Annotated in this window: 9 protein-coding genes; 4 read left to right on the top strand and 5 right to left on the bottom strand. The window is 70.3% G+C overall.

Features of this window, described 5'->3' with window-relative positions; genetic code table 11:
- The first annotated feature begins 156 nt into the window (after positions 1-156).
- A complete protein-coding gene (locus tag AQJ84_RS20395) occupies positions 157-2,127 on the top strand; it encodes a YncE family protein (protein WP_030039118.1) in 1,971 nt (656 codons plus the stop codon).
- Between the two features lie 82 nt (positions 2,128-2,209).
- On the opposite strand, the gene AQJ84_RS20390 is transcribed toward AQJ84_RS20395, so the two are convergent.
- The 3 genes from AQJ84_RS20390 to AQJ84_RS20385 all read right to left on the bottom strand — a co-directional run bounded on the left by AQJ84_RS20390 (position 2,210) and on the right by AQJ84_RS20385 (position 5,125).
- Complete coding sequence (locus AQJ84_RS20390) at positions 2,210-3,529, bottom strand: glycosyltransferase family 2 protein (RefSeq protein WP_030039117.1); 1,320 nt, start codon at positions 3,527-3,529, stop codon at positions 2,210-2,212.
- Complete coding sequence (locus AQJ84_RS42360; RefSeq protein WP_128092219.1) at positions 3,526-3,699, bottom strand: peptidase; 174 nt, start codon at positions 3,697-3,699, stop codon at positions 3,526-3,528. Before AQJ84_RS42360 ends, AQJ84_RS20390 begins: the two co-directional genes overlap by 4 nt.
- A 166-nt stretch (positions 3,700-3,865) precedes the next feature.
- Positions 3,866-5,125: a nucleotide sugar dehydrogenase gene (locus AQJ84_RS20385; protein WP_030039116.1), complete on the bottom strand. Its 1,260-nt coding sequence runs from the start codon at positions 5,123-5,125 to the stop codon at positions 3,866-3,868.
- 759 nt (positions 5,126-5,884) lie between these two features.
- On the opposite strand from AQJ84_RS20385, the gene AQJ84_RS20380 reads away from it, so the two are divergent.
- Positions 5,885-6,535: a GNAT family N-acetyltransferase gene (locus AQJ84_RS20380; RefSeq protein WP_030039115.1), complete on the top strand. Its 651-nt coding sequence runs from the start codon at positions 5,885-5,887 to the stop codon at positions 6,533-6,535.
- Positions 6,528-6,986: a MarR family winged helix-turn-helix transcriptional regulator gene (locus AQJ84_RS20375; protein ID WP_030039114.1), complete on the top strand. Its 459-nt coding sequence runs from the start codon at positions 6,528-6,530 to the stop codon at positions 6,984-6,986. Before AQJ84_RS20380 ends, AQJ84_RS20375 begins: the two co-directional genes overlap by 8 nt.
- A gap of 76 nt (positions 6,987-7,062) precedes the next feature.
- On the opposite strand, the gene AQJ84_RS20370 is transcribed toward AQJ84_RS20375, so the two are convergent.
- The gene (locus AQJ84_RS20370; RefSeq protein ID WP_030039113.1) at positions 7,063-9,336 is read right to left on the bottom strand and encodes an MMPL family transporter; all 2,274 of its coding nucleotides are present in this window, start codon (positions 9,334-9,336) and stop codon (positions 7,063-7,065) included.
- Between the two features lie 126 nt (positions 9,337-9,462).
- Complete coding sequence (locus tag AQJ84_RS20365) at positions 9,463-10,065, bottom strand: TetR/AcrR family transcriptional regulator (RefSeq protein WP_030039112.1); 603 nt, start codon at positions 10,063-10,065, stop codon at positions 9,463-9,465.
- Between the two features lie 168 nt (positions 10,066-10,233).
- On the opposite strand from AQJ84_RS20365, the gene AQJ84_RS20360 reads away from it, so the two are divergent.
- The gene (locus tag AQJ84_RS20360; protein WP_053191952.1) at positions 10,234-13,476 is read left to right on the top strand and encodes a S41 family peptidase; all 3,243 of its coding nucleotides are present in this window, start codon (positions 10,234-10,236) and stop codon (positions 13,474-13,476) included.
- Positions 13,477-13,697: the final 221 nt, after the last annotated feature.

Here is a 13,697-nt window from a genome sequence, read left to right as displayed (position 1 = left end):
CCGGGGGGGGGGGGGGAACTCCGTACCCGGTTGTCACAGTCATGCCATAGGCTGCCGCCCAGCCGCGTTCACGTGCCCGCGAAGGGCGCGAGGGGGGACGTCGGCATTTGTCTCGCCCGGCGAAGACCGGGCTTGTTCCTGGGGGTTCACATCACTGTGCGCAGGCGCAGCATCTCGGCCGCGACCACACTCGCGGTCGTCTTCAGTTCCGCGGTGATCGCCGCGGGTTCGGCGGGAGTGGCCGCGGCCGACTCCGCCAAGGTCCTTCCGGTGAAGTCGGTCGGCGACATCGTCGTGGACGGCACCCACCGACGGGTCTACGTCTCCGACCCGACCGGCGGCAAGATCGTCGTCACCGACTACGCGGGTGCCGTCAAGGCGTCCCTGACCGGGCTGTCCGGCGTGAGCGGCCTGGCGCTGTCCGCCGACTCCGGGCAGGTGTACGCGGCCGTCAAGAACGGCAACCGGATCGTCTCGGTGGAGACGGAGACGTACACCCAGACCGCGAGTTACCCGGTGGGCGCGGCTCCGGGCGACCTGGAGGTGGTGGACGGCCGGATCTGGTTCGCCCACGGCACCGACTTCGGTTCGCTCGACCTCTCCGGCACCGAGCCCGTCGTCCACCTCGCCCAGCGCGGCGACGTCGGCTTCTCCGGCGCCTTCGGGATGTTCCTGGCCTCCGACCCGGCCGTCCCCGGCGTCCTCGTGGCCGGCAACGGCGGCGCCCTCGCGGTGTACGACGTCTCGGCGGACGGTGCCGCGCTGCGGGTCAAGGGCGACATGGACACCGCCGTGAAGCAGCTGGACCTGACGCCCGACGGCAAGCAGGTCCTCACCTCGTGGGGCGACCCGGACACCGGCTACGGCATCGGCGCCTACGCGACCACCGACCTGACCGAGCAGGCGGGGTACCCGATCGACGCGTACCCGAACGCGGTGCGGGTCGCACCGGACGGCAGCGTGGCGGGTGGCAGCTTCTCCTGGTACGAGCCCGACGTCCACATCCACCGGCCCGGCGACCCGACGCCGGTGCGGGAGTACGACTTCCCCAACACCGGCGACAGCAGCGGCGCCGACACCCTGGTGGACGGGGCACTGGCCTGGGCGCCGGACAGCAGCAGGGTCTTCGCGGTCTCCGTGAACACCGGCGGCGTCCACACCCTGCGCGCCCTGACCGACCCCACCAAGGAGCTGCCGACGCTCTCGGTGACGGCCCCCGCGAAGGCGGACCGTGCCAAGAAGCTCACGGTCACCGGCAAGCTGACGTCCCAGACAGCGCTCCCGGCGGGCACCAGCCTCCAGGTGACCCGTACGGACGTGGAGTCACCGAGCGGCAAGACGCTGCCCACCGTCACGACGAAGGCCGGCGGCGGCTTCTCCTTCACCGACACCCCGCCCGCCGGCGGCAAGGTCACGTACAAGGTGACCTACGCGGGCGACGCCGCCCACGCCGCCGTCTCCGGGTCGGACACGGTCCAGGTCTCGCGCAAGGCGACCACCCTCACCCTCACCAACAACGGCAAGCTGTACGCGTACGGCAAGGACGTCACCTTCACCGCGCACCTCGGTTCGACGTACCAGAACCGTACGGTCGCCATCTACGCGGACCCCTTCGGCTCCGACAAGCCGAAGAAGCTGGTCAAGACCGCCAAGGTCAACTCGAACGGCAACCTGTCGGCGGTCGTCGACATGACCCGCGACACGACCGTCACCGCCGTCTTCGCGGGCGACGCGCGCTCCGCCGACAAGACGACGAAGTCGACCGCGTACGCCCACGCGAAGGTCTCGACCACCGTCTCCAAGCACTACAAGAAGGGGAAGATCGGCTCGACGACGTACTACTACTTCCGCAAGAACACCGGCCCGGTGCTGACCACGACGATGAACTACTACCAGGGCCGCAAGCAGCGGGTGCAGCTCCAGGTCTTCTACCAGGGCTCCTGGTACGACTCCGGGTCCGAGTACTTCGCCCTGGCCGCCAACGGCAAGTCGGCCGTGGACCTCGGCGCACCGGGCGAGTCGGGCATCCGCGCCCGGGTGCGCGCGTCGTACGTCAACGGCACCTCGGGCGACAGCGTCAACTCGACGACGCACGGGGCCTGGAAGTACCTCACCTTCACCAACTGACCGTTCGCCACAGGGCACACGTCAGGAAACCGGCCCGGCTCACGGGGGACACACGAGTTCCCCGTGGGCCGGGTTCTTGGCCTCACGCGTTCATCAGGTCTGGGGCCTCGGCGCGGTGGCGGCCCTTCGTCAGTACCGTCTTGGCCGTCAGTCCACGGGACTGCCACGCGTTGTCACGGAGCTTGAACAGGGCCCAGTAGCGGGTGGGGCACAGGAGCACGATGTTCATGAACACGGCCGTCGGGGTTCCGACGAGCCACGAGCGCCACCGCTGGCGTGTGGTCATGTCGGGCCGCATGAGGACGTACAGACCTGACTGGCCGTACCGGACCACGAGGTACACCCCTAGGTAGACCAGGGCCACGCCGGGGTTGTGGTACCGGCCGCCCAAAGTCATCAGTGTCATCACCAGGGTCCAGGCCAGCATCACCGGGGTGATGACGAGCTGGAGGAGGCCGAAGGTCGGCGATATGAGCTGCTTGAGGGAGAGCCGCGCGTAGACGAACGGCAGCATCCACCACCAGGACCGGGCCCAGCGCAGGCGCTGGCGGTAGGTCTTCTTCAGCGTGGTCGGCATGTCGGTGACCACGCCGGCCTCGTTGACGGCCACGACCTCACCGCGTATGAGGGCCCGCAGCGCAAGCCAGCGGTCGTCGCCGGTGCCGCATTCCACTTCGTAGGCGTCCAAGTGGTCGTAGAGCAGCTCGGCCCGGTAGAGGGCCAGTGCGCCCGAGGTGGTCTCCAGCGCGCCGAGCATGGAGCGCGAGGAGCGCATCATCACGCACGAGGTGCCGATGTCGATGTCGGCGGCCCTGGAGACCCAGGTCTCCTCGAAGTTGCGGATGTAGATCATCCCGGTGGTGGCCTGGATCTTCGGATTGCTCATGGCCCTCAGCTGCTGCTCCAGCGCATCCGGGAAGGGCTCGCCGTCCGAGTCGATGGTGAGGACGAAGTCGAAGCCCTTGCCCTGCGACTGGAGGTGACGGAGTACGGTGACCTGCGCTCCGCGCTTGCCCTTGTTCTCCTGCCGGTGCCAGTGGACCCGGGGGTGCTCGAAGGGCTGGACGGGGTGCTGGGTGGAGCCGTCGTCGATCACGTGGATTTCGTCGACCGGGTGCGTCTGGGCCAACAGCGACCACACCGTCCGGTGGAGGTTTTCCGTGGGCTCCTCGAAGGCGGGGATGATGGCCACCGTCCGGCCGGGGGCCACGGGCAGATGCGTGAAGGACCTGCCCTTCAGGAACGAGACGAGGCAGAGCACGATCACCAGCATGCCGAGCCACCAGTAGGACGTCAGGATCGGGCTTTTCGACTGCAGGTGCACCACCACGGTGGCAGCGGCCAGAGCCGCCACCACCACAGCGGTCACCAGGGTGAAGCGGATCCGTGGTGAAGTGCTCAAGCGGTCACCCGCTTGCCGCGGGTGGACAGACGGAACACCGCCACGCCGCTGATCACGAAGAGCATGGCCCCCAGCACGATCCACCCGAGAGCGGTGCCGCCCGTAGCGGCCAGCGCGGCTCCTCCGGTGGCCGTACCGATCGCGGCACCCACACCATTTTGTCCGTACATGTTGTCCTCCTTCTCGGGTGTCGAAGGCACCCGGCGTTGTCGCGGCCCGGTTCGGCACCGCGTGTGCTCAGCGCACGGACCGCCTCGTCGGCGAACTCCGTGACGTTGCGTGGGCCCGTGGACGTCAGCGGCCTCACGGGCTGCTGTTCTCGGCCCGAGGGCTGCCCTAGAGCCGCTCGACGCGCGGGGCCGTCGCCATGACGCCACGGGTGTCGAGGACGTAGGCGGCCTCGGATGCGACCCGGGTGAGATCGAACTCGGCGTGCGAGGTGAGCAGGACGACCGCATCGAAGTCGGCGACGCAGACGTCGTTGTCGGCCGCCTCGAAGGGAATCTCCCGTGATCCGCCGTCCGGCAGATAAGGGTCCACGACAGTGACGTCCGCGCCCATCTCGCGCAGGCGGTCGATGACTTCGACGGCCGGCGACTGACGCGCATCCGCGGTCCCCGGCTTGTAGGCGGCGCCCAGGGCGAGGACGCGAGCACCATGGACGCTTCGGCAGAAGCGGCGGCTGAGCGCATCCTGCAGACGGCGCACCACGTAGTCGGGCTGGCTGTCGTTGATGTCCTGCGCCAGCTCGATCAGCCGGAAGGTCTGGCCGTGCCGCGTCTTGACGTGATGGCTGAGGTAGACCGGGTCGATGGGCAGGCAGTGCCCGCCGACGCCCGGCCCGGGCAGGAACTTGGTGAACCCGAAGGGCTTGGTGGCGGCCAGCTCCAGGGTGTGCCACACATCGACGCCCAGCGTGTGCGCCATCCGGGACAGCTCGTTGACCAGCGCGATGTTGACGTGCCGGTAGGTGTTCTCGAACACCTTGGCCAGCTCGGCCTCCTCCAGCCCCGAGGCCGGCACGGTGGCGTCGGTGACCGTGTCGTAGAAGGCCTTCACCTGGCTCAGGCACGCCTCGGTGAGTCCGGCGACGATCTTGGGCGTGTTCTCCAGTCGCCACACGGGGTTACCGGGATCGATGCGCTCGGGGCTGAACCCGACGTGGAAGTCCCGTCCCGCCGTCAGACCTGACCCCGTCTCCAGCAGCGGTATGAGCACGTCGCGGGTGGTGCCGGGGTGTGTGGTCGACTCCAGCACCACGGTCGCGCCCGGCTCGAGCCACACGGCCAGTTCACGGGCGGCCTCGCGCACGCAACCGAGGTCCGGCACCCGGTCGGTGAGCGGTGTGGGCACGGTGATGACGGCGAAGTCGAAGCCCTTGAGATCCTCCGGGTCGTCCGTGGGCCGGTACGCCCCTGAACGCAGCAGGTCCTGCAGCCGCGTGGAATCGATGTCCTCGATGTAGGAGGACCCCGCTGCCAATTGGGCGCAGCGCCGCCCGTCGGGCTCGTATCCGGTCACGGTGTGACCGGCCTCGGCGGCCCGTAAGGCCAGCGGCAGGCCGACGTACCCCTGCCCGAGAACGCATATGTGCATGGTGGTTTTCCTCAGCTTCAGCCGACCGCGGGCATACGCGGGCCGGGGAACGGCGCCCCTGAAGACGGCCCCTGGTCCTGAAGCAGGCGGCCGCGGCGTCGGTCAGTGCGTGGTGCGCTGGGCGGGATCGCCTTTGCTGCAACACCCCGTCGGGTTGCAGTGGCGCTCCGCTTGAGTCATCGCCGGCTCAACGAGCGGTCCAGGCCCCCTGCCTGAACGTGCGCCAGACGCGCACAGCGATCTTCACAATTCCCCCTCATTCGTGGACTCCCAGAGTTCAACAAGCCACCCGGAAGCGGAAGACCCTTTACCCATTCGAAACATTCGAATCACTCGCGCTACCCGCACGCACCGCCAGCGGCGACGTCAAACACTTGAGTGTGCAGGGGTTTTGCGGTGTTCCCGCTCCGACCCACCGCCGCGGACAGCCCTGTCCACAGCTGGACCGCAGGACAATCCGTCACCCTGGGCAGCCGTACCGAAACGCGGGCAGCCTTCACAACTCCCCCGCACTCCGCACATGTTCGAGGATTCAACAACCCGTCAGAAAACGGAAGGCCCGTTGCTATTTTGCGACATAAGGATCGGTTGCGTTTCGAAATAATGCGCGCTCTGGCGCGCGCCCCCTGTACCACCCCTCGACGAACACTCCGCCCGAGAACCGGCGCCGCGCACTCGCCGTCCGCTCACCGAGGGAGTCTCGCGACGGTCCGTCAGGCAGGCTTGCGGGAGCGCTCCCGGGCAGGCGAAGGTACGACGATGACTTCGGCACCCGCCCCCGTTCTGCGCCCCTACCGTCCCGCCGACCGCGAAGCCGTCGAGGACATCTGCGTCCGCACCGCTCACGCCGGCCGCGACAGCCGTCCCCACTACGCCGACCCGACCGTCTTCCCGGCGATCTTCGCGGCGCCGTACGTCCAGTTGGAGCCGGAGCTGGCCTTCGTGCTGGACGACGGGGGCGGGCAGGCCGTCGGGTACGTCCTCGGCACCGCGGACACGGCCCGGTTCGTCGCGGACTACCGGGCGAAGTGGCTGCCCCTGGTCGCCGACCGGTACCCCGAGCCGCGGACCCCGCACCGCACCCCGGACGACGAGATCGTCCCGCTGCTCCACCACCCCGAGCGCATGCTCGTCGCCGAGGTCGCCGCCTACCCCGCGCACCTGCACATCGACCTGCTTCCCGAGTGGCAGGGGCGTGGGTTCGGACGCGGGCTGATGGAGACGTTCCTGCACGCCCTGCACGAGCGGGGCGTACCGGCCGTGCACCTCTCGATGGTCACCGCCAACCTCCCCGCCCGGGCGTTCTACGACCGTCTTGGCTTCCACGAGATCGAGGTGCCGCACGCGGATCCGAGCGTCACCTATCTCGGACGCGAGACAGTAGCCATGTACGGTACCGGGCGTGAGTGACGCACCGAAGGGCCCCGGCCCCACCCCCGGTTACCTCGTCTGGCGGCTGGCCAACAAGTGGCGCACCGCCGTCGACCAGGCACTCGCCCCCCTGGGCCTGACCCACGCCCAGTACGTGCTGCTGGCCTCCCTGAGCGGGATGGAACGGTCGGGCCGGCAGCCGAGTCAGCGGGAGCTCGCCGACCACACCGGCCTCGAGGCGCTGTACGTGTCGAAGCTGGCCCGCTCGCTGGAGGCGGCCGGGCTGGTCCGCCGCACCCGCGACACCGAGGACACCCGGGTCGTTCGGCTGGCGCTGACCGACGAGGGGCTGACGGCGGTGCGGCCGGCCATCGACGCCGTTCAGGTGCTGCTGGACCAGCTACTCACTCCGTTGGGCGGGCTGGAGGCCCCGCGGACGGACGACTTCAGGCGCACCCTGACGGAGCTGCTGGGCACGCCACTGGGCTGAGACGCGGACAGCCGGTGAGGGCGCACCGTCCCCACGGTGCCCTCACCGGCTGGTCCGGCGGCGGAAGCGGAGCGCGTCAGGCGCGGACCAGCTCCCGGTCGTCGTCCGGATCCACGTCGCCCGCCTTCCGCGGGTCGTCCTCCGTGCGCAGCCCCTCACCCTCGATGTCCACGTTCGGCAGGGCGCGGTCGAGCCACTTCGGCAGCCACCAGGCCTTCTTGCCGAGCAGCGCGAGCACCGCCGGGACGATCGCCATGCGGACCACGAACGCGTCGAAGAAGACGGCGATCGCGAGGCCGAAGCCGATCATCTTGATCATCGACTCGCCGGAGGTGATGAAGCCGCCGAAGACGGCCATCATGATGACCGCGGCGGCGGCCACGACCCGGGCGCTGTGCTGGAAGCCGGTCACCACGGCCTGGCTCGGGCTCTCGCCGTGGACGTACGCCTCCCGCATCCGGGTCACGAGGAACACCTCGTAGTCCATCGCGAGGCCGAAGACCACGCCGACCATGAAGATCGGCATCATCGACATGATCGGGCCGGTCTCCTCGACGCCGATCAGACCGCTGAGCCAGCCCCACTGGAAGACCGCGACCACGGCGCCGAGCGCGGCGAGCACGCTGAGCAGGAAGCCGAGGGCCGCCTTGAGCGGGACGAGGATCGAGCGGAAGACCACGATGAGGAGGAGGAAGGCAAGGCCGACCACCAGGGCCAGATACGGGACCAGCGCGTCGTTGAGCTTCTGCGAGAAGTCGATGTTCATCGCGGTGGTACCGGTGACCAGTACCTCGGCGCCCGTGTCGGCCTTGACGCCGGCGCCCTCGTCACGGATGGCGTGCACCAGGTCCTCGGTCTGCGTCGAGGACGGCTTGGAGTTCGGGATCACGGTGATCGTCGCGGTGTCGCCGGCCTTGTTGAACGCGGCCGGGGTGACCGTCACGACGTCCTTGAGGCCCTTGATCTGGTCGGTCACCGTGGTGGCCGCGGCCTTGGGGTCGTCGCTGTTCTTGGCGTCGACCACGATCATCAGCGGACCGTTGAAGCCGGGCCCGAAGCCCTCCGACAGCAGGTCGTACGCCCGGCGCTGCGTCGTGGACGTCGGCTGCGAGCCGTCGTCGGGCAGGCCCAGCTCCAGCTGGGTGGCCGGGACGGCGATCGCGCCCAGACCGACCACGCCGAGCAGCAGCACGACGGCCGGACGGCGGATGACGAAGCTCGCCCAGCGGACGCCCAGGCCGGGCTTGGCCTTCTGCTGGGGCGCGTCGGACTTCCCGGACTGCCCGGACTGCGCGGCCTCCTCGGCCTTGTCGCCGCCGCGCGTCCTGCGCTTCTCGCCTGTCGGCCGGACCCTCTTGCCCGCGTACCCGAGCAGCGCCGGGATCATGGTCAGCGCGATGAGGACGGCGACCACGACCGTGCCCGCCGCCGCGAGGCCCATCTTGGTGAGCATCGGGACGTTGACGACCGCGAGGCCCGCGAGAGCGATCACGACGGTGAGACCGGCGAAGACCACGGCCGAGCCCGCGGTGCCGGTGGCCCGGCCGGCCGCGTCCTCGCGGTCGCGGCCCTCGGCCAGTTCTCCCCGGTAGCGGGAGACGATGAACAGCGCGTAGTCGATGCCGACCGCGAGACCGATCATCAGCGCGAGCGTGGAGGTGGTGTCGCCGAGGTCGAGCGCGTTGGCGAGGGCGGCGATGGTGGAGACGCCGATACCGACGCCGATGATCGCCGTCAGCAGCGGCAGTCCGGCCGCGACCAGCGAGCCCAGGGTGATGACGAGGACGACCGCGGCGATGGCGATGCCGACGATCTCGCCGACCGCCCCCGGCTCGGACGCGGCCTGGAGGGCGTCACCTCCGATGTCGACGGTCAGCCCGGTGGCCCGGGCCTCGTCCCCGGCCGCCTCCAGGGCGTCCTTGGTCGAGTCCGCCAGCTCCATGCCGGGAGCGTCGTACCTGACCGAGGTGTAGGCGACCGTGCCGTCCTTGCTCACGGCGTTCGTGGTGAAGGGGTCGGTGACGGAGACGACCTCGGAGCCGTCGCCCAGTTCCTTGACGGTCTTCGCGACGGTCGCCTTGTTGTCGGCGTCCGTCATCTTCTCGCCGTCCGGCGCCTTGAAGACGATGCGCCCGGTCGCGCCGTCGGCGCTGGCCCCGGGGAAGCGCTGTTCCAGCAGGTCGAAGGCCTTCTGCGCTTCGGTGCCCGGGATGGAGAAGGAGGTCGGGCCCGCGGCGGGCGCGGAGGCCGCGCCGACTCCCGCGAGCGTGAGCAGGGCGACCCATATGAGGGCGACGAAATGCCGTCGCCGGAAGGCGAGCCGGCCGAGTTTGTAGAGGAACGTGGCCACGAGGGCGTACTCCCGGTCAGGTCGTGTGCTTGCAGGGCAGGGGTGATCGACCCGCTGGGTGGGCAGGGCTGATCGTCCCGACGACTTGAGCGGTGACGTCAGGCGGGCTGTTTCGGGGGGGGACGGTCAGGAAGTCGGAACGCCGAGGGCAGGGAGGACCACGGCGTCGATGTACGAAAGCAGGAAGGCCTGCGTCGGCGGCTGTTCGTCGAGCAGTGTGCGCGCGGCGAACGCTCCGATCATCATGTGCATCATGTAGTCGGCCGCCGGGTTGTCCGCACGGACCTCGCCCCGGTCGACCGCCCGCTGCAGCACCCGCTTGAACTCCGCCATCTCCGGCTCGATGAGGTGTTCCTTGAACGCCTTCAGCAGGTCCGGGTTGCCGTGGACCGCCATGGCCAGACCACGCATCAGCGCGGAGTTCTGCTCCATCTGGCAGTCGTCCGAACGCAGCGTGAGGGAGTGCAGGTCGCCCCTGAGCGATCCGGTGTCGATGTCGGACAGGGAGCCGCCCGGCTTGCTGTGCCGCACGGCCTTGGCCACCAGCTCCGGCTTGCCGCCCCACTGGCGGTACAGCGTCGCCTTGCTGGAGCGCGTCCGGGCGGCCACGGCGTCCATGGTGAGGGCGTCGTAGCCGACTTCCCGGAGCAGGTCCAGCACGGCCGAGTACAGCTCGGCCTCGCGCTCGGGCGTGATCCGACTGCGACGCACGGTCGCGACCTCAGTCATGGCTCTCACCTTCCCTGGCTCCGGACGACACGGTTTCGTACGTACACGAATGTAGCGCACTCTCCAGCGAAACGAAACTGTTTCGTTCGTGTGGCGGGTCACGTGCCGCACCCCCGCCCGGGTTTTTCACGAGTTGCCCGGGTCCATCCCCCGGAAAAGCATGGGGAGGTGAGCTATCTGCGCCTGCCGCATCTGAACGGCGATCTGCTGTGCTTCGTGGCCGAGGACGACCTCTGGCTGACCTCCCTCGACGGTCCCGGCCGAGCCTGGCGGCTCACCGTCGACCGCACCAAGGTCGGCCACCCCCGCTTCTCGCCCGACGGCCGCCATCTCGCGTACACGAGCTGGCGCAGTCTGGTCCCGGAGATCCACCTGGTGCCGGTGGACGGCGGACCCGGCCGGCAGCTCACCCACTGGGGCTCGGCCGACACCCAGGTCTGCGGCTGGACCCCCGAGAGGGACGGAAGGAGCACGATCCTCGCCGTCGCCTCGCACGGCGAGCCCTTCTCGTACTTCACCTGGGCCTACAAGGTCCGCCCCGACGGCGACCCCGGCCACAAGCTCCCCTGGGGCCCGGTCTCCGACATCCAGGTCGCCGACCTCGACGGCGAGCGCAAGACCCTGCTCCTCACCGGCACCCCGCCGCACGAACCGGCCGCCTGGAAGCGCTACCGGGGCGGCGCCACCGGACGGCTGTGGTTGCACGGCGAGCGGCTGCTGGCCGACCTCCCGGGCCACCTCCACTCCCCCATGTTCGTCGGCGGCCGGATCGCCTTCCTCTCCGACCACGAGGGCATCGGCAACCTCTACTCCTGCGCCCACGACGGCTCCGACCTGCGCCGGCACACCGACCACGACGCCTTCTACGCCCGGCACGCGTCGAGCGACGGGACCCGGGTGGTCTACCAGTGCGCGGGCGACCTGTGGATCGTCGACGACCTCGCGGCGGACTCGGTGCCGCGCCGGCTCGACGTACGGCTGAGCGGGCCGCGCGCGGGACGCCGTACGTACCAGGTGCCGGCCGCCCAGCACGTGGACGGCATCTCGGTCGACGAGACGGGCCGCGCGAGCGCGGTGGTCGTCCGCGGCAGCCTGTACTGGCTGACCCACCGGGACGGGCCGGCCCGCACCCTGGCCGACACCCCGGGCGTACGGGTCCGGCTCCCGGAGATGCTCGGCTCGGTCGGCCAGGTCGCCTATGTGACGGACGCGGAGGGCGAGGACGCGGTCGAGGTCGCCCACCTGCCGCGCGCCACCGGGGACCGTGAGCCCCGACGGTTGGCGTCGGGCGGGCTGGGGCGGGTGCTGGAGCTGGTGTCCGACCCGCGGGGCGAACGCCTCGCCATCGCCTCGCACGACGGACGGCTGCTGCTCGTCGACGTCACGGAGGAATCCGACGGCGAGGTGACCGAACTGATCCGCTCGGCCAACGGGCCGGTGCGCGACCTCGCGTTCTCACCGGACGGGGCGTGGCTGACGTGGTCGCACCCCGGGATCGGACGCTCGCTGCGCCAGATCAGGATGGCGCGGATGAAGGACCGGCTGGTCGTCGACGTCACCGACGGCCGCTTCGAGGACGAGAACCCGGTGTTCACCAGGGACGGCCGCTACCTCGCCTTCCTCTCCTGGCGCGGCTTCGACCCCGTCTACGACGTGCACACCGGGGACCTGTCCTTCCCGCTGGGCTGCCGCCCGTATCTCGTCCCGCTGTCCTCCGCGACCCCCTCTCCCTTCGCCCTGAACCCGGAGGGCCGCCCGGCCGCCGGGGGCCTGGACCCGGCCGAGGACGAGGGCGGCGACGGCACGGTCACCGTGGAGGTGGAGGGCCTGGAGAGCCGGGTGACGCCGTTCCCGGTCAGCGCCTCCAAGTACTCGGCGCTGTACCCGGTCGCGGGCGGCGGGCTGGTCTGGCTGCGCTGGCCGATCTCGGGGGCGCTCGGCGAGACGTTCGCCAACCCGGACGACACCACCGGCCGGCCGACCCTCGAACACTTCAACATCACCAAGGCGAAGAAGTCCGAACTCGTCGATCACCTGGACTGGTTCGCGGTCAGCGGGGACGGCACACGGCTGGTCGTGGTGGACGAGGGCGACCTGCGCGCCCTCCCGTCCAACGAGCCGGGCGACAGCGACTCCACGGTCTGGATCGACCTGCGCCGCGTCCTGCACCAGGTCGACCCGGCCGCCGAGTGGCGCCAGTCGTACGAGGAGGCGGGCCGGCTCATCCGCGCCTACTTCTGGGACCCCGGCATGTGCGGCGTCGACTGGGACGGCGTACTCGACCAGTACCGCCCGCTGGTCGAACGGGTCGCCTCCCCCGACGACTTCGCGGACCTGCTGCGCGAGGTCCTCGGCGAGCTGGGCACCTCCCACGCATACGTCTCCGCCGCCCGCCGCAACGAGGGCCCGCCGCACTACCAGCGCCGCCAGGGCCTCCTCGGCGCCAACCTGGTCCGGCGGGAGGAGGGTTGGACGGTCCGGCGGATCCTGCCCGGCGACTCCTCCGACTCCAAGGCGCGCTCACCGCTGGCCGGCACCGGCATCCGGGAGGGCGCGGTGCTCACCCACGTGGACGGCCGCCCGGTGGATCCGGTGACGGGGCCGTACCCGCTGCTCGCGGGGGCGGGCGGTACGACCGTGGAGCTGACGTTCACCCCGGCGGAGGGCGAGGGGCGTGCCCGACGGGTGGCGGTCGTCCCCCTCCTCGACGAGCGGCCGCTGCGCTACCAGGACTGGGTGGCCAAACGCCGGGCCGTGGTCCGGGAGTTGAGCGGCGGGCGCTGCGGGTACCTCCACATCCCCGACATGGGCGGATCGGGCTGGGCCCAGTTCAACCGGGACCTGCGCATGGAGGTGTCCCGGCCCGCGCTGATCGTGGACGTACGCGGCAACGCGGGCGGCCACATCAGCGAACTGGTGGTGGAGAAGCTGACCCGCACGATCCTGGGCTGGGACCTCACCCGCAACGCCCAGCCGGTGTCGTACGCCTCGAACGCGCCGAGAGGCCCGGTGGTCGCCCTCGCCGACGAGGCGACCTCCTCGGACGGCGACATGATCACGGCCGCCTTCAAGCTCCTCGGGCTCGGCCCGGTCGTCGGCCAACGCACCTGGGGCGGAGTCGTCGGCATGACCGGCCGCCACCAACTGGGCGACGGCACGGTGATCACCGTGCCGATGAACGCGGCCTGGTTCGACGCGTACGGCTGGTCCGTCGAGAACCACGGCGTCGCCCCCGACCTCGAGGTCCTCCGCACCCCCCTCGACTGGGCGGAGGGCAGACACGCCCAACTGGCGGACGCCGTCACGCTGGCCCTGGACCTCCTGGACACGAACCCCCCGGCAACCCCGCCGGACCACTCGCACATCCCGAACAGATCGAGGCCCCAACTCCCCCCGCGCCCGCGAACTTGAGGAACGCGCCCCCACCCCAAAGCGAGCGCAAGACACACCCACCCAGGGCGCGGGGAACCGCACGACGAGCCCCCACCTCAAAACGAGCGCAAGGCACACCCACCCAGGGGCGCGGGGAACTGCGCGACGAGCCCCCACCCACCCGCACCCGACAACGCACCCGACGCAGGCAAGAACGTGGGGCACCCTCCGGAGAGAAGGGCACCCCACGTTCTCAACGC

The sequence above is a fragment of the Streptomyces resistomycificus genome (genome assembly GCF_001514265.1).
Lineage (GTDB): Bacteria > Actinomycetota > Actinomycetes > Streptomycetales > Streptomycetaceae > Streptomyces > Streptomyces resistomycificus.
The sequence above is the reverse complement of the archived record's forward strand: the minus strand, read 5'-3'. Positions and strand labels throughout refer to the sequence as shown.

Bases quoted from the DNA above. Each gene is read 5' to 3' on its own strand.
- AQJ84_RS42360 (WP_128092219.1), bottom strand. From the start codon at position 3,699: ATGTACGGACAAAATGGTGTGGGTGCCGCGATCGGTACGGCCACCGGA.
- AQJ84_RS20385 (WP_030039116.1), bottom strand. From the start codon at position 5,125: ATGCACATATGCGTTCTCGGGCAGGGGTACGTCGGCCTGCCGCTGGCC.
- AQJ84_RS20380 (WP_030039115.1), top strand. From the start codon at position 5,885: ATGACTTCGGCACCCGCCCCCGTTCTGCGCCCCTACCGTCCCGCCGAC.
- AQJ84_RS20365 (WP_030039112.1), bottom strand. From the start codon at position 10,065: ATGACTGAGGTCGCGACCGTGCGTCGCAGTCGGATCACGCCCGAGCGC.